Below are 20,694 nucleotides of genomic sequence, written 5' to 3' on the forward strand. Positions count from 1 at the left end.
TCGCAACTGTTCGCTATGGACCATTTTGTTGAGCGCCTAGTCGCGGAGTATATCTCGCAGCGCCAGATCGATGTCTTCCCACCGGAATCGATAGCCGCTTTGCGAAAGCTTCAGCGGGTACATTCTCGTCGATTCGGTGGCGAACTGCGCAGCCTCGCCCATCGCAATACGCAGCGCGAACTTGGGCACTATGAACATAGCTGGGCGCTTCACTGCGCGCGCCAACGCCTTAGTGAACTCGCGGTTGGTAGCGGCATTGGGCACGGACAGGTTGACCGGACCTTCAAGCGATGGCATGTCTAGCGCTTGCACGAATCCGCCCACCACATCATCGATATGAACCCAGCTCATGTACTGCTTACCGTTGCCCAGCTTGCCGCCAAGTCCCATTTTGAACGGAGCGAGCATCCTGCGCGGCAGGTCGCCGTCTTTGCTCAGCACCACGCCGATTCGCATGTTGCACACGCGAATTCCCGCGTCAGAGGCAGGAACAGTCGCTGCTTCCCATTCTGCGGTTACATCGGCGAGGAATCCCCTGCCTTTCGGCGTGTTCTCGGTGGCTATTTCGTCCTTCATGTCGCCGTAAAATCCAAGCGCGGAGGCGCACAGGAACACGCTAGGCTTAGGATGAAAGCCCGCAATTGTCTCGCTGAGCAAGCGCGTGCTGTTGACGCGGCTGTCGCGTATCATTTGTTTGTACGCTGCATCCCAGCGCTGCCCGGTGATGCTCGCGCCGCCCAAATGCACCACCGCATCCACGCCTGCAAGCGCGCCGGCGTCGATGCTGCTGCCAACGGGGTCCCACTCAGCTTCGTCCGGCGCAGTCGGCGCGCGCCGCACCAGTCTCAGCACATCGTGCCCGTCAGATTGCAGCCTTCGCACTAGTGCCGCCCCAATCAGCCCCGATGAACCGCCAACGACTACTTTCATTTGAACCTCTTTCGTGCGCGTATGGTGTTGCCACCTGAATTTGAACCGATATGTGGCTCCGTCCTGGCCTCCCCCTGAGCGGGAAAGGACACCGGAGAGCATGCTCATAATGCTAATTATCCGTGTTCAGATTAAGTTCTGCGCGGGTTAAGGTCAAGGATGTGATTCAGCAGCCTGAACGGAATTCCGACATCATTCGTCATAGGCATCGCATCTGATATACTTGATGGAAGATTGATGGTTGGCACACGACAGCAGTTACAAGTGAGCGCACTTACCGATGACGATGCAAGAGCGGCTTGAGGCTATCGAGCGGCGGTATGATGAACTAGACAGCCTGATGGCGGATCCTGAAGTGGCGGTGGATTTCACGCGCATTCAGACGCTCGCCAAAGAGCAAGGCTCGATACGCACAATAGTCGAGCTTTCGCGCGAGTTCCGCGATGTACAGACGCAGCTCGACGAGGTTCGCTTGCTGCTACGCGAAGAGTCTGACACGGATATGATTGGCTTGGCGCGTGAAGAGGAAGCCGATCTGTTGGCGAATATCGAACGCATCGAGGCAGACTTGCGCATTGAGCTTATCCCCAAGGATCCGAATGACGAGAAGAACGTCATCCTTGAAATCCGCGCAGGCACGGGCGGAGACGAGGCAGGCTTGTTCGCGTCCGACCTATATCGAATGTACACGCGCTACGCACAGCGCAACGGCTGGCGCACCGAAGTCATCGATGTCAACCAGACCGGGCTTGGCGCGATCAAGGAGATTGTCTTCGAGCTGAAGGGCAGTGGCGCGTACAGCCGCCTCAAGCACGAGAGCGGCGGGCATCGTGTGCAACGTGTACCGGTTACCGAGTCGAGCGGGCGCATCCACACATCGGCGGCGACGGTGGCGGTGCTGCCCGAAGCCGAAGAAGTGGACATCGACATCAAGCCCGACGACTTGGACATCGACATATTCCGCGCCGGCGGACATGGCGGGCAGAATGTGCAGAAGGTCGAGACCGCTGTCCGCATCACACATGTGCCGACGGGTATAGTAGCGACCTGTCAAGACGAACGCTCGCAGCTCAAGAACCGCGAGAAGGCGATGGCGGTCTTGCGTTCTAGGCTGCTCGCGCGTGAGATCGAACGCCAGCACGCAGAAATATCCGAGGCGCGGCGCGCGCAAGTCGGCAGCGGCGATAGGTCCCAGCGCGTCCGCACATACAATTTCCCGCAGAGCCGCGTAACCGACCACCGCGTCAACCTGTCCAGCTACAATCTCGAGCAGGTGCTTGACGGCGATATCGACGAGTTCATCGAAGCGCTGATACAGCAGGAGCAAGCGGACGCGCTCGCATTCGGCGGCTGATGATAGCCCGGCCTCAAAAGCAAGGGCAAGAGCATTGCGATACTCCGCGCACAGTGCGACAAGCATCCGTACAAGTCGCGGCGACGCTCAAACGGCACGGCATCCCCGACAGCAACCTCGAAGCCGAAGTGCTGGTGCGCCACGCGCTCAACTGGGACCGCGCGCAATTCTACGCCTCGCTCAGCGAATCGCTGCAACCTGCAAGCGTTGATCACGTCCAAGCCATTACGAGTCACAGACTGTCGGGCGAACCGCTCGCCTACATCACCGGACACCGTGAGTTCTACGGCTTGGAATTGAGCGTAAACTCAGCCGTTCTGATACCACGACAAGAGACGGAGCTGCTCGTTGACGCGGCGTTGGACTATGCACGGACGTTAGACACGGAATCTATCACGATTGCGGACGTCGGCACCGGCAGCGGTGCGATCGCGGTGGCGCTCGCGGCACACCTGCCGAATGCACAAGTCTTCGCCATAGATTCATCCTCCGATGCGCTCACAGTCGCGGAACAAAATCGCCGTAAGCACGGATTGGTTGACCGCGTTTGCCCGCTGCAAGGCGATTTGCTTGCGCCATTACAGCACAGCGTTGACATCATCGTTTCGAACCCGCCATACATCTCAAGCGACCTTATCGCAGGACTGTCGCCGGAAGTGCGCCACGAACCGCGCCAAGCCCTCGACGGCGGTAAGGACGGCAGGGAAGTGATACGCCGACTGCTGCGACAAGCGCCGTCCAAACTGAACGCCGGCGGTTGTGCGCTAATCGAAATCTCGCCGGAGCAATCCGACGCCGCACACAAAACGGCGCGGGAGCAATTCCCCCGCGCCGATATTTCTGTTCTCAATGATTTGCTTGGTCTGCCGCGCTGTCTTGTAGTCAGGACTTAGTCCAGTACTTCTACAGTCGCTGTAAGGCGACGATGACGGTCGTCGGCAGTGCCAAGGATGCTATAGGCGTGCGAGTCAGTCGATTTTCCACTTCCTGAAGGTCGGCTTTCGTCGCAAGGTGTTCACATCCGCCTCAGGAGAAGGGACTGTTTCAATCGCGCCTAACTGTCGAGGCCTAGCTGGTAGTGCTTGCCTTCGGTTTTGATGGATGGAGCGACTACGACTTCGGCTTCGTGCATTTCTTGGATTGTTTGCGCGCCTATCATGCCCATGCACACTTGCAACGCCCCCATCAAGTTCTGCGTGCCGTCGGTTACGGATGTGGGACCGTATAGGATTTCTTCGAGGCTGCCGTTGATACCCACCTTAACTCGCGTGCCTCTCGGCAATGCGGGATGCGGGTTCGCCATGCCCCAATTGTAGCCCTTGCCCGGCGCCTCTTCTGCCTGAGCGAGCGGCGTTCCCAGCATCACTGCGTCCGCGCCGCATGCGAATGCCTTGCACAGGTCGCCACCGGTTCGTATGCCGCCGTCCGTTACGATCGGCACATAGCGTCCCGTGCGCTCGTAGTATTCGTCCCTAGCTGCCGCGCAGTCGAGTGTCGCGCTGACCTGCGGCACGCCCACGCCCGTAACCTCGCGCGTGGTGCAAGCTGCACCAGGGCCTACGCCCACTAAAACGCCGTGAATTCCGGTTTCCATCAACTCAAGCGCGACATCGTAGCCGACGCAGTTTCCAACCAGCATAGGAACGTTCAGCATTTCCAAGAGTTCCGGGAAACGCAGCCCTCGCGCGCTGTTGGAGATATGCCTCGCGGTGGTAACGGTGGACTGCACGACAATCATGTCCGCGCCGGCTTCCGCCGCGACCGGCGCGAGTTCTTTCGTCTTCGCCGGGGTAACGGAAACGGCGCACACAGCGCCGTTTTCTTTCATCTCTTCCACCCGCTCGCCCACAAGGTTGTGCCGTATTGGAGCGGAGTAGAGCTTTTGCAGCAGGCCAGTTACCTCGTCCTGCGGTGTGGTGACAATCTGGTTGAGAATCTCATCCGGGTCGTCATACCGTGCCTGCACGCCTTCCAGATTCATCACGCCCATGCCGCCAAGCTCGCTCATCTTCCCCGCGAACTTGGGGGAGCCGACCGCGTCCATTGCAGAGGCAAGCACAGGTGTCCTCAGCGTTATGCCGTCAATCGGAAAATCGGTGCTGACCAGCTCAGGATTGATTGTCAGCTCACCGGGTACGATTGCGACTTCATCGAATCCATAGACCCGTCGTAATTCCTTGATGCGCGGTGTTGCCAAGATACACCCCCTAATAATGATGTATTGTCTGAATATAACAAAGCAGTATGGGCTATTCAAGGATTTTTGCGCCGTCGATATGACTGCAAGAGCGCGGTGTAGAAAGCGTCAGGATGATTCCCCCGTCTCAGCCTTCTCCCAACAAGGCGGAATGGGACAGCGCATGTGGCAATCGTCGCAGCCGCTCTTTTCCCATGCGAATCTATATTCGCGAGCGGTGCGTTTCATAGTAACCGTGATGATATAATGCTGCAACAACGGTGGTCAACATAACGGAGTGAATGTTTATCATTCCTTGAAATGATATGTCCGTTGATTTATTCAGCGAAAGGGATGATTGCTTGCACGCGACCAAGGTAGGCATAGAAGCTAACATCAAGCAACTGGGCTACGAATGCGGCTTTGACATCGTGCGCGTAACGACCGCCGATGCCTTCACGCGCGACGAAGCCGCAGCTTTACAGCGCATCCGCGACGGGCACATGGACGGCTTCAGTTGGTACACCGAAGAGCGTGTGCGCCGTGCTAACCGCCCGCAGGCACTGCTCGAAGGCGCGAAGTCTGTCATATCGCTCGCGCTGAGTTACAACACCGGCGAGCCGGACACACTCGATGAACAGCCACGCGGCAAGATAGCCCGCTATGCTTGGGGCGACGACTACCACGATGTCATCAAGAAGCGTCTGCGCGAGTTTGCCGCAAAGCTGCCGGAGATCGCGGCTCGCGAGGTCAAGACGCGTATCTTCGTGGACGATGGGCCGATGAACGACCGCGCGGCGGCGGCACGCGCCGGCATCGGCTGGTTTGGCAAAAACACGAACATCCTGACGCCAACGCACGGTTCTTGGGTTTTTCTGGCGCAGGTCATCACAGACATCGACTTGCAGCCGGACGCGCCGTTGAAGAAAAACTGCGGCTCGTGCATGATGTGCATCGACGCCTGCCCGACAGGCGCAATCGTCGCGCCGTATGTCATCGACAACAAGCGCTGTATCTCATATTTGACCATCGAACTGCGCGGGGCGATACCACGCGAGCTGCGTCCGCTGGTCGGAGATTGGATATTCGGATGCGACATATGCCAGGATGTCTGCCCAGTCAACCGCAAGGCAATCGGCAGCCTTGAACCGGCATTTCAGCAGCGGCACGACTTTAGCGCGCCGGCCCTCATACCGCTACTTGCGCTCGATCAGCCGGCATTCAGCGAGCGCTTTCGACGCAGCCCGGTAAAACGCGCCAAGCGAGTGGGACTGCAGCGCAATGTGTGCGTCGCGCTCGGCAATATCGGCGACCAGGCAGCTGTGCCAGCACTCGCAGCCGCACTCGAACACGACAGCGAGGTCGTGCGCGAACACGCGGCCTGGGCGCTTGGTCGCATCGGCGGCGATGAGGCAAGACGCGCACTACACGACGCCATTGATAGTGAAACAGACAGCGGCGTGATCTCGGAACTGCGCCTCGCAATCAAAGAAATCGAGGCATCATGACTGACGGCTGGGCGAATTTCTCGGACGACGGGCGATACCGCTACCTGTTGGGGCGGCATATCAGCGACACGCCGTGCCGCCTGCTGTTCATTATGCTCAACCCGTCCACGGCGGACGCCAAAAAGTCTGACAGCACAATTACGCGCTGCATCAACTTCGCTCGGGACTGGGGATACGGCACGATGGAAGTGGTAAATCTGTTTGCGTTCCGTACGCCCTATGTCAAGGCGCTGCGGCAAGCGGACGACCCTATCGGCACGGACAACGACGAATGGATTTGCGGCACGCTGCACGAAGCAGATGCGGTCGTGCTTGCTTGGGGAAATCACGGCGCGTACAAGAACAGGTCGCAAGCGGTCAGACGCATGGCATTCGACGCTAAGCCATCGTATCATTTGGGACTGAACAAGACCGGCGAGCCGAAGCATCCACTATACTTGCGCTCCGACACCAAGCCTGTGCAGTACACTCATGCAAAGGCCGATAGAAACGGTGAACAGCAAGGCGGGGCATTTTACGGCACTCCATCCTAACCTTCGCCCATAAAGAGGTCAGGGACATTACGAATGACAACAATTCCAGCCTGAAAGAACAGACAGCAGACAACGATAGGTGATACATGCCCAGCGAAAAGATATTCATCACGCGCAGCCACATCATACCGGAGGCGATCGCGTACCTTGATGGGATTTATGATGTCGAAGTGTGGCAGCAGAATTCGCCGCCGCCGCGCGAATTGCTGCACGAAAAGGTGCAGGAATGCGACGCCATGCTGACCGAGGTAACCGACATAATCGACGCTGAGCTGCTGGATACCGCCACCACGCTGAAGGTTGTGGCTAACCGCGCCGTCGGGCTGGATAACATCGATATTCCGGCTGCCACGCGCAACGGCATTCTCATCGGCAATACGCCCGGTGTGCTGCACGAATCCTGCGCCGATTTTACTTTCGGGTTGATGCTGTCACTTGCGCGCAATATCGCATACGGAGAACGTAAAATCCGCGCGAAGGAGTGGACGGTATTCGACCAGATTCCTTACCTTGGCACCGATGTGCACGGCGCGACGCTTGGCATCATCGGCATGGGTCTGATAGGCACGGCAGTCGCGCGGCGAGCGAGCGCGTTCGACATGCACATCATCTATAACTCCCGCACGCGCAAGCCCGACGTGGAATCCGCACTTGGCGCAGAGTGGCGCGACGATATGGATTCCGTTCTGCGCGAGTCGGACTATGTGAGCCTGCACATGCCGCTTACTCCGGACACCGAATACATGATTGGCAGGCGCGAACTAGAGTTGATGCAATCCACCGCATTCCTAATCAATACAACGCGCGGGCGCACCGTAAACCCGCGCGACTTGTACGACGCGCTGTCGAACGGCGTCATCGCAGGCGCAGCGATTGATGTGACCGACCCGGAGCCAATCCCGTTTAACGACCCGCTGCTAACGCTAGACAATCTGCTTGTAACACCGCACATAGCCAGCGCCAGCCGCCAGACCGTGCGCCGAATGGGGCAGATGTCCGCGGATAACATCATCGCCGCGATAAAGGGCGAGACTATGCCTGGCTGCGTTAATCCGGACGCGCTAGCAATGGGCTAACGGCAGGAATCGCGCGAAACCTAGTCTTCCCTGAATGCGTTGACGCCCGTTACGAGTGCGGGCAGCCCGCCCATCCAGAACGCGACCCGAATGGTCTCCGCGATTTCCGCTTCGGTTGCACCCATGCCGCGCGCGCGGTCCGCGATGACTTTCACGCCGTCTTCGTGCGCCAGCAGCGCGTCGCACAGCATAGTCATCAGCGTCTTCGTCTTCGCGGACAGCGCGCCATCCTGGATGATGAACTCGCGGTTCGTGGTCAGAACCTCCGCCAATTCGGGATCGTTTGCGAGTAGTGCCGCCATGTATGGGGGTGCTTGCTGCTGCATTTCGGTGTCTCCTGTGGTTCAAAGCATGGGAAAGGAAGAGACTATTGGGCTAAGCGGCGCCTGCTTCGGCGGATGTGTCGCGCATGTATGTTGGGCGTATAATCAGCTCAGGGATACAGGCGCGCTGCGGCAGATTCGCGATCAGGAAAATCGCTTCGGCGGCGTCTTCGGCGGTCACCATTGTGTCGCGCGCTTCGCCATCCGGCACTATCGGGCGGTTGTCCAAAATGGGCGTATCCACTTCGCCGGGTATCACCACGCTGCTGCGGATGCCTGTGTTCTTCAGTTCGGTGTTCAGGAATGCCGTGAAGTTGATGACCGCCGCTTTCGCCGCGCTATATGCCATGCCGGCGAGCAGGCTTGCGTTTACGCCCGCCATAGATGACACATTGATTATTGTGCCCTCGCCGCGTTCGCGCATATGCGGCACGACCGCCTGCGAACAATACACGCTGCCGGCGACATTGGAATCCAGCACGCCGCGCAATTCGTCCGGCGTAGTAGTCATTAGGCGGCGGTGGTGCGAACTATGCCCGGCGTTGTTCACCAACACATCAACTTGTCCGTATGCGTCCAGCACATCCTTCGCCATCTGTATCACACCGTCGTAGTCGCCCACATCCAGCCCGAGCGCCATCGCCGTGCCGCCCGCCGCCGTAATTTCGTCGCGGACATCCTCAACCTTTGATACAGTCCTGCCGACAAGCACGACTTTCGCGCCCGCCTCTGCCATCATCAGGGAGGCGCTGCGTCCGATGCCGCTGCCGCCGCCCGTTACTATGCACACCTTACCGTTGAGTCCCATTTCTTCACCTCATGAAATATCTCAAATATAATCTGATACAACGCGTTCTCGGAAAATTACCGCGTCAGAGTATATCACGAGGCGAGCGCGAGCACGAAAAGTCCGGCTAGCGTGATGCACAGCCCGACCCATTGGCTGAAGGCGAGCCGTTCGCGGAACAGGATTATCCCTCCAAGCATCGGGATGAGCGGATAGGAAATAGATGCGGCGGCGACAATCGAAATGACGCCCACTTCCGTGCCTCTGGCGTAGGCGAACATGCCGCCCATTTCCACAATGCCGGCGAATGCCATAAGCAGCGCGAGGGCGATTGTTACGCCCTTCAATGTCCACTGCCGCATTGCGATTGTGAGGGGAATGAACAACGCTGTGCTGACAACGCGCGTTATGAACACCGGCAAGAACCAGCCAAGCTCCCGCGACATTATGCCGAGCGCGTAACTTAATCCGCCTAGTCCGACCATCGTTACGATTGCCAGCACCGCGCCAAGCCCGATGAGTCTGCCACCAGTGGACAGGCTGCGCGGATCGAACGAAGCAAGCACCACTCCTCCCACGCTACACACCGCGCCCATCGCCTGCCACAGGCTAAGCCGTTCCCCGGCAAACACAACAGCCAGCCCAATAAGAATGATGGCATACGACGACACAATGGGACTGACGACTGCAACAGGACCTTCAACGAGCGCGCGGTAGAAGGCGACATACACCAGCACGCCGCCAGCGGACATTGCGCCAAGTATAGCCCAATGCTGCCACTTCAACGCGCCGGGCTCAAAGACGATAACGAAGTACCCAGCCACAGCTACTACAGAGGCCAGATGCACGCCCGTCGCGGTTCGGAGCACGCCGACGCGTTTGGACGCCGCAGCCGCGATGAAGTCGGCAATGCCCCAACCTGCAGCCGCCAGCAGTCCGAAAACTACACTGGCCGCTACCGCGCTCATCCGGCGCCGCGCTCAGTAATAGTCTGTGCCCGCAAAGGCAGAATTGCCAACATCGCTTCCTATCGCTGCGCCACTGCCGCCAGCCTTGCGCGTATGTCCTTCAGGCGGTCGAGATTCGGCCTGTCCGGACCCTTCCTGTTCTCGCCGGGCACTTCCAGCAGGAACGGCACATCGGCGAACGCGGGATGCGCCATAATCGCCTCGAATCCTTCGATGCCGATGAAGCCCTCGCCGATGTTTTCGTGGCGGTCAATGCCGGAGCCGAGCTCCACCTTGGAGTCGTTGGCGTGTACCACGACGAGCCTCTCCAACCCGATTTCGGTGTCGAACTCTTCCATAGTCTTCTCAATGCCATCCGGCTCGGCGAGGTTGTAGCCAGCGGCGAAGGCGTGCTCTGTGTCGAGGCATACAGTCAGGCGCGGCGAATCAACGGCTTTTATCATCCTGCCAATCTCGTCGAATGACGCGCCAATCTGCGCGTTCAATCCCGCGCAGTTCTCGATTATCAGCTGCACATCGTAATCCGTGTTGTCCAGCACTGTGTATAGCACACCCATCGCCTGCTCGAATATCACATCGAAGCCGACGCCCTTGTGGCTGCCGGAGTGGAATATGACGCCTCGCGCGCCAATTTGCGCCGCCGCGTTCATGTGGTTGATGAGCGAGTCGATAGATTTCTCCACGAGCTCCGGCTTGCCACCAATGTTGACCAGATACGACCCGTGCAGGAATGTAGAGTGGATACCTTCTGCCGCCGCCTGCTCGCGGTATGACTCCGCCTTCTCGTCAGGTATCGGCTTGAACTTCCAGCCGCGCGGTGATGACGCGAAGAGCTGTATCGCCTCCGCACCGATGGCAGTCGCGCGCCCGACCGCCTTGTCCACGCCGCCCGCCGCCGACACATGCGCCCCCAATTCCATCTGAACCTCCATGGCTACCTGACGCCGCCTTGCTCATACATACATAGGTTTGAAGTGCGAGCGTGGCGCGTTCGCCTGTACCCTGACTCTTCCTATCCTAGCGATACCCTAGTGATGGGAGTAGTTTAGCTGTCCGCGTTCTTGCCCACACTATATGGTAGCACTGCGGTATATAGGCGCAAGGAGTTTCCGGCGGTCGTAAGTTCAGATTGTAGTGGTTCGATTTACCAAGAGCGCGGAGTATGTCCTCCTTCATTCAACCTTCGCAACAGGCGACCTTCGCAATAGGCGCAATAGAATTTTGTTGGGGATTATTGGCGGACAATTAGCGGCCTTCCTTGATGAAGTCGGCGGCTTTCTCGCCTATCATAATTGTAGTGGCGTTGGTGTTGGCGCGGATGCAATCCGGCATGACAGATGCGTCCGCAACACGCAGGCACTCGACGCCCTTGACTTTGAGGTATTGGTCGACGACTGCCATTGGGTCGGAGTCGGGGCCCATCTTGCAGGTGCCGGATACATGGTGCGATGTGCCGGAGTTCCGCCGCAGCCATTCGTTGAGCAGATCGTCCGATTGCAATTCTTCGTCGCTGGGCATAATCCTGTCTAGCAGCAAGTCGGAGAAACTGGAATTCTCGGCAATGCGCACGCCCAGTCGTATCGCCTCTCGCATGCGACGCAGGTCTTCCTCTTCCTGATAGTAATTGTAGTTGAGGTTCGGCTGCGCGTGCGGGTCGGTCGATTGAAGCGTCAGTTCGCCTTCGCCAAGCGCCAATTGCAGGCTTGCGCTGAAACCTATGTAGTTCAGGTCTTCGTCAATATCAATATGCGCCGGGCGGTGCTCGCTGGTCATCAGCATCGGGCTAAGCTGCATGTCGTTGCGCAAGTCGGAGCCTTCGACCGTGTAGCGCAAGCCGACCTGGATCGTGGGCGCTTGCACATCGGGAGGATCTCCGACGGCGTGGTAGAGCGCGGCCGCGGCGGGATGGTCGCGCAGGTTTTGTCCGACGCCCGGCAAGTCATGCACGACTTCGATGCCGAAGCTTTGCAGATGCTCAGCAGGACCGATGCCCGACAACATCAGCAATTGCGGAGACGCAATCGCGCCGCTGCACACAATAATCTCGCCACCCTGCACGGTAAACGCTTCGCCGCCGCTTTCGGCTTCGATGCCCACGGCACGATTGCCCTCAAAGATAATTCGCCGCGCGGTAACGCTGCCGCGAATGGTCAAGTTCAGGCGATGGCGCGCCATGTTCAGGTAGTTGATGGCGTTGCTCATCCGAATGCCGTCGATGTTGTTGCGCGCGCGCGGCGAGACGCCGGTGGATTCGGGATGATTCTGGTCTTCGTCTATCCGGAAGCCTTCGTCCACGCATGCGCTCTCGAACGCGACCGCGTGCGGCATCCATTCGCCTCGAGGCGGACGGCGCACCGGCACGGGACCTTCCGAGCCGTGGAAGTCGTCACCTCCAAAGTCGAGGTCGGTCTCCATCTTATTGAAGTACGGCAGAACGCTGGTGAAACTCCACTCGTCGTTGCCCCACTCCGCCCAGCGGTCGTAGTCTTCGGGGATGCCGCGGAACAGCACTTGCCCGTTCACGGCGCTCGAACCGCCCGTCGCCCTGCCGCGCGGTATTTCCAGGTCGGTCTGCTCGTCCGTAATCTTCGCGCGGTATGCCCAGCTGTGCGGGCCGTACGCCGACAACCAGACATTGTTGCCCAACTTCAGGTCGTCCGGCAGCCGGTCGAATTCCGGATAGTCGGGACCTGCCTCCAACAGCAGTACCGACCGCTCCGGGTCTTCCGAAAGGCGTGTCGCGATTGCGCAGCCTGCCGAGCCGCCGCCAACAACGATGTAGTCGTACTTCATGGAAAAACCTCCCTGCTCTACTTGCCATCTGAGCAGACTATATTATCAACGCAAATGAAGCGCAACCGTCGGTGTGCTTACTGATGGCGTCAAAGCAGAGATAGATGATGATCTGTCGGGCGTGCTGCGAGACATTCGCGACGAAGCGCGCGAACTCGCCGAAACACTCATGTGGCGCGCTTCACCAGCGGTAGCAATCAAAATCCCAAAATCGCGTGATAATATCATGCTCGCACGCGAATTTGGTGAAGACATGGAAATATCGCTCTTTTGGACTGATGCATCATGATACATAAAGACAACTGGGCCTTAAACATAACAATATCCCTATTGGCTGCTATTCTTTGCAGCGCCGGGGCGGTATTGCTGTTAGACATATTCGGTCCATATTTCGATCGCCCCTTTGTGGAGAAAACCCTAGTTGGAGCGCTACCAATCGGGATCGCACTTGCGCTATTCTTCGGGCTGCGGTCGTTGGCGCGCTCGAGATTCCTTGGCACAGGCATCAAGATGATTGTGTTAGACATAGCAATTGTTCTTTTTGTCGCCGTTCTCCAAAGTAGTGAGTTAGTGTTTATAGTTATCGGAAGTGACGTAGATTTCATACGCCTTGTGAGACAGACTATTATCCGTGCAGTAATGCTTGGAATCGCGCTTGGGTTGTTCTTCGGGTTACGGCTTTTGGCAAGCAAATTGATTGTAAGTATTCTCAACAACTTACAGGTCAGCCAGATCCAACGGCGTCTAATCCATTTCCCTTTCAACACCGCGTGCAGTCCTTCGTGCCTGTCCCGCAACAGCCAGACGTCGAAGGGCGGGTTTGCGCTCTCGTGGTTCGCCCTTCAGCAGGACCAGGACTATCATCACGAACGGATTGTGGGCAACGCACTATAACCCGAAAGCCCTGCTTTCGGGACTTGTCGATTAGGAAACATCGCGCAATTCTGTTATTCTGACACTGATACTGCAAATATAATGCAGCGTTCGTTCACGCCGACAAGTGTAATAAGGAGCGGCTTCAATGGCAGTACGAACCGTAGCGATTCTCAGTCCCGGGGATATGGGCGCAGGCGTGGGATACGCGCTCGGTCAGAACGAATTCGATGTCATCACTTGCCTTCGCGGCAGGAGCGACCGCACGCGGCGACTTGCGGGGGACGCTCATTTCCGCGATATTCCCACGTTGGGCTTACTGGTCGAACAAGCAGATCTGATATTGTCCATTCTCGTGCCGTCGCAGGCAGTTTCGGTGGCGGAACAGGTTGCCGCAGCGATGCGCGCCACAGGCAAGCATTCCGTGTACGCCGACTGCAACGCTATATCGCCGCAGACAACGCGTCAGATTGAGAGCATAATCACCGGCGCGGGCGGGCAGTATGTGGACGGCGGGATAATCGGCGGCTCCCCAACGCGCGGCGCTCCGCCACGATTCTACGTATCCGGCAAGCACACCGATGTCGTCGCGGAATTGGACGGCAAGGGCATCACAGTCAAGCCCATCGGCGAGGAGATTGGCAAGGGTTCGGGCATAAAGATGTGCTACGCCGCGCTGACCAAAGGCACATCCACGCTGCAGATTGCTCTGCTTTCCGCCGCGGAGTCGATGAACTTGACAGACGAGTTAGTCGCAGAGTTCGAGTTCAGCCAGCCAGCCGCGCTCAAGCAGATGAACAGCGGAATATCGCGCCTACCGCCGAATGCGCACCGCTGGATCGGCGAGATGGAAGAGATCGCGTCCACCTTCGAGGCGCTGGGGATAACTCCGTCGTTCCACCAAGGCGCGGCGGAAATATACCGGCTGCTGAGCGGCACGCCGTACGCCGACGAGACGCCCGAGACCGTTGACAAAGACCGCCCGACCAACGACACGATCCGCGCCGTCGTGGATTTGGTGAAGTCTGACATGTCCGCCGGCGAACAGGCGGCAGACTAGCTCGCGGCAACTGATGGCAACGATGCAAGCGCTAGTCGTAAACTCGCAGTCCGACGCGCCACGCCTAGAACAACGCGAGTTGCCGATGCCGGTGCCTAAGCCGCATGAAATCGTGGTGCGCGTGGCGGCGTGCGGCATCTGCTACCACGATGTTGCGGTGGTCAACGGCACGCTGCGGCGCGGCGTCAAGCCCGATGTCGTGCTGGGACACGAAGTTTCCGGCTATGTGCACGAAGTGGGCGATGGTGTAACGGCAATTCAGCCGGGCGAGCGCGTCGTTACCGCGCTAACGACATTCTGCGGCGAATGCCTGCGATGCACAGCGGGCAATCAATATCGCTGCGTGCGCGGACGCGGCTTCGGGCACGGTCTCGACGGCGGGTTCGCGCAATACATGCTCGTCCCCGAAGCGAGCGCAATCCCAATCCCCGACAACATTGACATCGTTGACGCCGCCCTGTTCGGCTGCCCCATCGGTGTGGCGATAAACGCACTCGAAGATGCCGCTCAATTACGCTCCGGCGAGACTGCGCTGGTAGTAGGCGCGGGCGGCGGGCTAGGCGTACATCTAGCGCAAGTTGCGGCGGCGATGGGCGCGCGTGTCTTCGCCATTACCACATCGCCCGACAAACTCGGCGCACTAGAAACACTGCAAGGCGTAGAGGCACTCCTAGCTGAGAGCGAGCTGGACTTCTCCGAAATCGTGCTGGCACTAACCGAAGACAACGGCGCGGATGTGGTGCTCAACCCGGTCGGGTCTGCGCTGTTCAACTCGTGCCTTGCGAGCATGGCGCAGTTCGGCAGGATGGTTGTGCTTGGGGAAGTGGCAGGTCGTGCCGCGCGCTTCAATCTCGCCGAGCTGCTATTTCGCGACGCTATCATCACCGGCGCAACCGGCGCATCGCCACGCCACATCTACAAGGCGATTGACCTGGTATCGAGCGGCGCAGTGCAACCAGTCGTCTCACAGCAATGCATATTTGACGATGCGGCGATGGCGATCGAAGATATGCAGGCGGCGCGTACTTTCGGACGGGTGGCAATTATACCGCCTGCCTAGTGAATGCAATAGGACTTGCACCGACGGTCAGACTTACGCCGTAGCGGACCGTCTGAATGGCAGCAACCTGCCAAAATCGCCGTTTTCCCAGACTACGAGCATTTGGCTTGCCACTGCTATGGAGCTGTATGTTCCTGCTACTACGCCAATTATCAGCACTATTAGGAAGGTCCGTATGGTTGCGCCGCCGAATAGCAGTAGCGCCATTAGCACGATTAGCAGCGTTAGGCTTGTGTTCAGAGATCGGCCTATCGTCTCCGATATGCTCACATTCACATTCTGGTCGAAGCCGCGATTACCGTAGTTCGTAACATTTTCGCGCAGGCGGTCAAACACGACGATGGTGTCGTTCACGCTGTAGCCGATGACAGTCAGCACCGCGACTAGGAACATCGTGTTGACTTCGAGTCCCATCAGGTTGCCCAGAATGGCGAAAATGCCCACGACGATTACGAGGTCATGCACAAGCGCGACGAGCGCGGCTAATCCGTAGCGGAACGGTCGCGGAACGCTGCGGAATGCCCACCACAGGTAGATAAATATACCCACCGCCGCCGCGATTACCGCATACGCGCCGTTCAAAATCGTCTCACGCGCCACCACGGGCGACACAAGGTCGGACGACAGCACTTCGATGCCATCGGGCGACAGACTCGACTCAAGTGCGCTCAGTATGCCTTCCCGTTCGCTGGCGGAGAGTTGGCGTGTCCGCAGGAAGTAGGTATTGTCGCCGAAGCTCTGCACCGTCGAATCGACTTCGCCCAGGCTCGCCAGCTGCGATCTAAGCTCCTGCTGCGTCACTTCCTTGGAAAAGGCAAGCGTCATCGTGGAGCCGCCCCTGAAGTCGATACCTGCTCGCAAGCCCGGGTTGATTATGAGGAACACCACGCCCGGCAATATTACGATAAACGAAAACAGGAAAAACCAGTTTCTCTTGCCTACAAAGTCCAATTTGTCGCTCCTGACGGACAATTTTACCCGTTGAGTTCAATTATTCCAATGCGTCCGGCCTCTTGGACTCGGATGCGCCGCTACCGTATAAGCAAGCATTAGCCGCGCTGAACGGCTGCCGCTGCCGGCTGCTGCGGCAGTTCGGAGGCGCCGGTTGGTACGAATGCGCCCAGCAGCCGCGAGAGCCTGGTCGTCGCGATGACGCGCAGTATCGTCCTGCTCACGACGATTGCGGAGAACATACTGACCATCACGCCGATTGCCAGCGTCGCCGCGAAGCCCTGCACTATCGTCGTGCCGAGCTGGTTCGAGAAGTAGTACAGAATCGCGCAGGTTATCAGCGTGGACACATTGCTGTCGCGAATGGCGGGCCAAGCGCGGTTGAAGCCGATATTTATCGCGCTGATAAGCGTGCGCCCACTGCGCAACTCGTCCTTCATGCGCTCGAATATCAGCACATTCGCGTCCACCGCCATACCTACTGACAGAATCGTCGCAGCCACGCCCGACAGCGTGAGCGTAACGGGCATCAGCTTGAAGATTGCCAAGACGAGTGCAGCGTAAATGAGCAGGGCGACCGATGCCACGAGGCCCGGTACGCGGTAGTACAGCGTCATAAATAGGAAGACGAGCGCCAAACCGACCGCGCCGGCGACCACGCTCTTCGCAAGCGAGTCCGCACCCAAGATGGCGTCAACGCTGCGGCGCTGCAATAGGGTAATCGGGAATGGCAGACGACCGCCTTCGAGCAGCAGCGAAATGTCTTGCGCGCGTTCCAAGGTGAAACCACCTTCAATGATCGCCGTACCAGTGGTGATAGGCTGGCGCACGACCGGCGCAATCAGCTCTTCACCGTCTAGGAAGATAGCAATGGAATCGGTAGGGCTGCCCGCAATCTCGGTAGTCTTCTCACCGAACAAGCGCGTGCCAAGCGAGTCGAACTCCAAGTTGATGATGGGTTGGTCGCTCTGCGCATGCAGGCTGGCGTACGCCCTCGACAGGTTGTCTCCGCCAAGCCCGAAGTCTTCATCCACGCGGCCCGGCTGCTCTATGAATGTTACGGTCGCCGCATCGCCGACTTTGGCTTGCGCGGTGGCAAGGTCGTCCGGTTCGACGGGTTCCGGCGCCTCGTCGGGGTCTGCCGGCAGTTCCGGCGATGGCTGCGGGTACGGGAATACATACTGATTCGTGCCTTCCAGCTTGCTTATGCCCGGAGGCGCTACCACGTAGTCGAGAAACTCGTTGCCGGCGATGGTAAGGGTGAAGCTTGGCAGAAATCCCGCCTGCAACTGGCTCTGGTATGTGAATATGTTCGCTGTGGCAGCCGCAATCGAGAACTCTTGCAGTAGATTGGCGTGAACCTGATCGAACTTCGCCGCGCCCTCCTCCGTGAACTCCACGATGATGACAGGGATTTCCAAGTCCGCATTCTCTGTGCTTTCAGACGCCTCGCCGCTTTCAGTATCGCTTTCGGGCAGCAATTCTTCCGGGAGTTGCTGCGCGGATACACTGACCACATCTTCGTCGGTAATGATGCCCTCGGTGGCTAGATTGCGCGGCGGGCTGACTCTGCGATGCTTGAATTCAAGCTGAGCCGTCTCGCCGATAATGGCTTCCGCACGTTCGGGGTCGGCAACGCCCGGCAGCTGGATAAGCAGCCTATCTTCGCCGAGAATCTGAATGATAGGTTCGCCCAAGCCGGAGGAGTTTACACGCCGCTCGATGATGCGCTTCAGGCTTTCCATATCATCGGCGTTGGGCGGCTGCGGTTCGCCGCCATCTTCCGCGATAGGTTCGGCGCGATAGACCAGATGGCTGCCGCCCTGCAAGTCGAGCCCAAGGCTCAACCCGAGGAATGTATCGCCGCCTCGCTGAAAGCCGCCAAGATTGATCGTCTGGAAGCCGAGCAACAGCCCGGCGCCCACAACCAGCAGCAAAATCAAAATCAACGCTCTTGCGTTCCTACGCACCGTTACCTCCGCGCTCAAGGCTGGCACGCACCAGCTCAAGAGCCTGCTCTTTAGTACTCACTTCTCCGCTCGCCTGCGCCTCTCGCACACCTTCTAGCAAAACGCCGATTCTGCGTCCTGGTTCAAGCGCGAACTTGTCCATTATATCGTATCCGCTCACCAACTTAGGAAGTGTTTTCGCCGAATCTCGCAGCGTTATGCCGCCATCCGCGCTTCCCGCATTCAGAATGTAGCGGATTAGGCGGCAGTGCGCGTCCCAGTCGTCGCGCTCCATCATCGGACCACGCGCTGCCAGATGGTCGGCGGTGTTCAGGTACAGCGTGTCAAGCGCGACATCGCCGACATCGCGGTAGTACCTGTACAGCGCGCGCTTCGTGGGCAGTCCGCCGGGCGCCGCAAGCATTCGCGGACGCAGGTGGTGCTGCACCATGCCGGCGACATGCTCAACGCCGCGCTTCCCGAAGCGCAGCCGCGTGAGCATGCTGCGAACCATTTCCGCGCCTTCGCTGTGATGCCCCAAAAATCGAATGCGCCCGGAATCTTCGACAGTCCTCGTGGCGGGCTTAGCGACATCGTGCAATAGCGCGGTCAATTTCAGGAACGTCAGCCTGTCGAAGCCATCACTGACTTCGCAGGCGATGCGCTCACGCATGCCAGTGAAGCGCGGCACTTTGGAGAGCAGCGTTGATTCGTGGTCATTCTCGTCATCGAACATCGCGTCAACCCATCTCACGGTCTCGATCTGATGATTGAGCACATCCCAGTAGTGTTCCTTAGGCTGCGTTACGCCTCTCGAATCATCCAATTCCGGCAAGACTGCGCACAATAGACCTACTTCGTCAAGCAGCCGTACGCCATCGTATGCGCTGGGTGTGCCCAAGAGCCGCATTAGTTCGTCGCGAACACGTTCCTGCGCCACTTCGTTGATGCGATTCGCGCGCTCCTTGATAGCATGCGCTGTCTCGGATTCAAGGGCGAAGCCGAATTGCGCCGCCAGTCTTGCGCCGCGCAAGAGGCGAAGGCGGTCTTCGTCCAATGCCACCGCAGACACCATCCGTACTACGCCGTCTCGCAGGTCGCCTAGCCCGCCGCACGGGTCTATCAGGTAACCTTCCCAGTCGTCACAAACTGCTGCATTGATAGGCAGTCCCAGCGCGTTGATGGTAAAGTCTCGCCGTCGCAAGTCTTGTTCTATTCCCCTCTGATAGGTCGTGATATCCACGATGCCCGTAGCATCACCGCCGTTGGTCACCGCAACACGGGCAATCTGCCAATCGTCGTGCAAACGCACGCAGTTTCCACCAAGTGCGTTCGCAATCTCACTGCCTACCGCGTACGCATCGCCATTGACGGCAATGTCGATGTCATCCACGGCGCGCCCCATTAACGTATCGCGGATTACGCCGCCCACCAGATAGGCGTCAATGCTCACGCTTGCGCCGCGCCTGCCGGCGAAAAATGCCGCAAGACGCTGCACCATCGGCGGAAAGCGTATGGCGTGCGGCAAGGCAGTATAGCGGGAAATTGAGAGTGCTTCGTTCATTGATTTAGAATGCGCGGTGTCGCGCAGCCCGATGGCGAAGAATGTACAACTGCGTTCGTGGCAAAGGCACTCGACACCATTTGAGATTTTGCTATTTGATCTTTAATGTGGCGGGGGTGTTGCGCGAGTCTTGTTCGGGCAGCCACAGACCGCTTTCGCCGGCGTGCGAGGCTTGCGGCGCATCGTCGGCATCGGCGCTGTTCGTACCGTCTGTGTCGTCGTCCTGTGCGGCATCCGCATCATCCGGCTCCGGCGCGGCTTCGTCTTCTTCCACGACCTTGATGAGCTTTTCGTGCGCCTCCATGTGATCGGTGTACAGGATGCCATTCAGGTGATCGACTTCGTGCTCCATCGCCTGCGACAGCATATCTTCGGCGCGCAGTTTCACGGTCTTCGCACTGTGGTCGAGCGCGCGGAAGCGTATCGACACAGATCGCGTTACGAAGCCCTTATAGCCCGCAATGCTCAGGCAACCCTCTTCGACGCGGCGCTCGCCTTCGCGCAGTGTGATTTCTGGGTTGATGTAGATGCGCGCATCCTCTTCGTCCGGCAGCTGAATCACAACCACGCGCCATAGTTCGCCAACCTGATTCGCCGCGAGACCCACGCCCTTCGCATCGCGCATCGTGTCAACCATGTCGTACGCGAGACGCAATACACTATCGTTGATGGCGCGCACTCTCTTCGCCCTTTGTCGGAGCGTGGGATGCGGTATTTGCAGTATTTCGCGAATAGCCATCGTCTGCCTCGCAATGCGTACGCTGCATGTGTAGTCACAGGAATCGATTA

Annotated in this window: 20 protein-coding genes; 9 read left to right on the forward strand and 11 right to left on the reverse strand. The window is 58.5% G+C overall.

Going from position 1 to position 20,694, the window contains the following annotated elements:
• Positions 1-36: 36 nt before the first annotated feature.
• Positions 37-930, reverse strand: a complete 894-nt coding sequence (locus F4X57_03030) for a TIGR01777 family protein (protein ID MYC06142.1) — start codon at positions 928-930, stop codon at positions 37-39.
• Between the two features lie 286 nt (positions 931-1,216).
• Between F4X57_03030 and prfA the strand changes: the two genes are divergently transcribed.
• Positions 1,217-2,284: a peptide chain release factor 1 gene (gene prfA, locus F4X57_03035; protein ID MYC06143.1), complete on the forward strand. Its 1,068-nt coding sequence runs from the start codon at positions 1,217-1,219 to the stop codon at positions 2,282-2,284.
• Positions 2,284-3,177: a peptide chain release factor N(5)-glutamine methyltransferase gene (gene prmC / locus F4X57_03040; protein MYC06144.1), complete on the forward strand. Its 894-nt coding sequence runs from the start codon at positions 2,284-2,286 to the stop codon at positions 3,175-3,177. Before prfA ends, prmC begins: the two co-directional genes overlap by 1 nt.
• A 161-nt stretch (positions 3,178-3,338) precedes the next feature.
• On the opposite strand, the gene F4X57_03045 is transcribed toward prmC, so the two are convergent.
• Positions 3,339-4,481 carry a GuaB3 family IMP dehydrogenase-related protein gene (locus F4X57_03045; protein MYC06145.1) on the reverse strand — a complete coding sequence of 381 codons (1,143 nt, stop codon included), beginning with the start codon at positions 4,479-4,481 and terminating at the stop codon, positions 3,339-3,341.
• Between the two features lie 305 nt (positions 4,482-4,786).
• Here F4X57_03045 and queG point away from each other — a divergent pair, with 305 nt between their 5' ends.
• The 3 genes from queG (at position 4,787) to F4X57_03060 (ending at position 7,577) form a co-directional block, all read left to right on the forward strand.
• Positions 4,787-5,968, forward strand: a complete 1,182-nt coding sequence (gene queG / locus F4X57_03050) for a tRNA epoxyqueuosine(34) reductase QueG (GenBank protein MYC06146.1) — start codon at positions 4,787-4,789, stop codon at positions 5,966-5,968.
• A complete protein-coding gene (locus F4X57_03055; protein ID MYC06147.1) occupies positions 5,965-6,501 on the forward strand; it encodes a DUF1643 domain-containing protein in 537 nt (178 codons plus the stop codon). The genes queG and F4X57_03055 overlap by 4 nt, the downstream gene beginning before the upstream one ends.
• Positions 6,502-6,587: 86 nt before the next feature.
• Positions 6,588-7,577 (forward strand): D-glycerate dehydrogenase, encoded by a 990-nt coding sequence (locus F4X57_03060; protein ID MYC06148.1) that lies wholly within the window; start codon positions 6,588-6,590, stop codon positions 7,575-7,577.
• A gap of 20 nt (positions 7,578-7,597) precedes the next feature.
• Here the strand turns inward: F4X57_03060 and F4X57_03065 are convergent, their stop codons facing one another.
• The 5 genes from F4X57_03065 to mftG all read right to left on the reverse strand — a co-directional run bounded on the left by F4X57_03065 (position 7,598) and on the right by mftG (position 12,448).
• Complete coding sequence (locus tag F4X57_03065; protein ID MYC06149.1) at positions 7,598-7,903, reverse strand: carboxymuconolactone decarboxylase family protein; 306 nt, start codon at positions 7,901-7,903, stop codon at positions 7,598-7,600.
• A 49-nt stretch (positions 7,904-7,952) separates the two neighbouring features.
• Positions 7,953-8,708 carry an SDR family oxidoreductase gene (locus tag F4X57_03070; GenBank protein MYC06150.1) on the reverse strand — a complete coding sequence of 252 codons (756 nt, stop codon included), beginning with the start codon at positions 8,706-8,708 and terminating at the stop codon, positions 7,953-7,955.
• Positions 8,709-8,782: 74 nt separating this feature from the next.
• Positions 8,783-9,655 (reverse strand): DMT family transporter, encoded by an 873-nt coding sequence (locus F4X57_03075; protein MYC06151.1) that lies wholly within the window; start codon positions 9,653-9,655, stop codon positions 8,783-8,785.
• A 59-nt stretch (positions 9,656-9,714) separates the two neighbouring features.
• Positions 9,715-10,575 (reverse strand): deoxyribonuclease IV, encoded by an 861-nt coding sequence (locus tag F4X57_03080; GenBank protein ID MYC06152.1) that lies wholly within the window; start codon positions 10,573-10,575, stop codon positions 9,715-9,717.
• A 325-nt stretch (positions 10,576-10,900) separates the two neighbouring features.
• On the reverse strand, positions 10,901-12,448 hold the full coding sequence (gene mftG, locus F4X57_03085) for a mycofactocin system GMC family oxidoreductase MftG (protein ID MYC06153.1): 1,548 nt from the start codon (positions 12,446-12,448) through the stop codon (positions 10,901-10,903).
• Between the two features lie 73 nt (positions 12,449-12,521).
• On the opposite strand from mftG, the gene F4X57_03090 reads away from it, so the two are divergent.
• The 4 genes from F4X57_03090 to F4X57_03105 all read left to right on the forward strand — a co-directional run bounded on the left by F4X57_03090 (position 12,522) and on the right by F4X57_03105 (position 15,441).
• The gene (locus tag F4X57_03090; GenBank protein MYC06154.1) at positions 12,522-12,737 is read left to right on the forward strand and encodes a hypothetical protein; all 216 of its coding nucleotides are present in this window, start codon (positions 12,522-12,524) and stop codon (positions 12,735-12,737) included.
• Positions 12,734-13,342 (forward strand): hypothetical protein, encoded by a 609-nt coding sequence (locus F4X57_03095; GenBank protein MYC06155.1) that lies wholly within the window; start codon positions 12,734-12,736, stop codon positions 13,340-13,342. The genes F4X57_03090 and F4X57_03095 overlap by 4 nt, the downstream gene beginning before the upstream one ends.
• A gap of 127 nt (positions 13,343-13,469) precedes the next feature.
• Positions 13,470-14,381, forward strand: a complete 912-nt coding sequence (locus F4X57_03100) for an NAD(P)-dependent oxidoreductase (protein MYC06156.1) — start codon at positions 13,470-13,472, stop codon at positions 14,379-14,381.
• A 13-nt stretch (positions 14,382-14,394) separates the two neighbouring features.
• The gene (locus F4X57_03105; protein MYC06157.1) at positions 14,395-15,441 is read left to right on the forward strand and encodes an alcohol dehydrogenase catalytic domain-containing protein; all 1,047 of its coding nucleotides are present in this window, start codon (positions 14,395-14,397) and stop codon (positions 15,439-15,441) included.
• A 33-nt stretch (positions 15,442-15,474) separates the two neighbouring features.
• On the opposite strand, the gene secF is transcribed toward F4X57_03105, so the two are convergent.
• The 4 genes from secF to def all read right to left on the reverse strand — a co-directional run bounded on the left by secF (position 15,475) and on the right by def (position 20,644).
• Positions 15,475-16,413, reverse strand: coding sequence for a protein translocase subunit SecF (secF, locus tag F4X57_03110; protein MYC06158.1), 939 nt, complete (start codon positions 16,411-16,413; stop codon positions 15,475-15,477).
• Positions 16,414-16,490: 77 nt separating this feature from the next.
• Positions 16,491-18,401: a protein translocase subunit SecD gene (gene secD, locus F4X57_03115; protein ID MYC06159.1), complete on the reverse strand. Its 1,911-nt coding sequence runs from the start codon at positions 18,399-18,401 to the stop codon at positions 16,491-16,493.
• Positions 18,355-19,905 carry an HD domain-containing protein gene (locus F4X57_03120; GenBank protein ID MYC06160.1) on the reverse strand — a complete coding sequence of 517 codons (1,551 nt, stop codon included), beginning with the start codon at positions 19,903-19,905 and terminating at the stop codon, positions 18,355-18,357. The genes secD and F4X57_03120 overlap by 47 nt, the downstream gene beginning before the upstream one ends.
• 91 nt (positions 19,906-19,996) lie before the next feature.
• A complete protein-coding gene (gene def / locus F4X57_03125) occupies positions 19,997-20,644 on the reverse strand; it encodes a peptide deformylase (protein ID MYC06161.1) in 648 nt (215 codons plus the stop codon).
• Positions 20,645-20,694: the final 50 nt, after the last annotated feature.

This window comes from Chloroflexota bacterium (assembly GCA_009840355.1).
Classification (GTDB): Bacteria; Chloroflexota; Dehalococcoidia; order Lucifugimonadales; family JADFKI01; genus Bin90.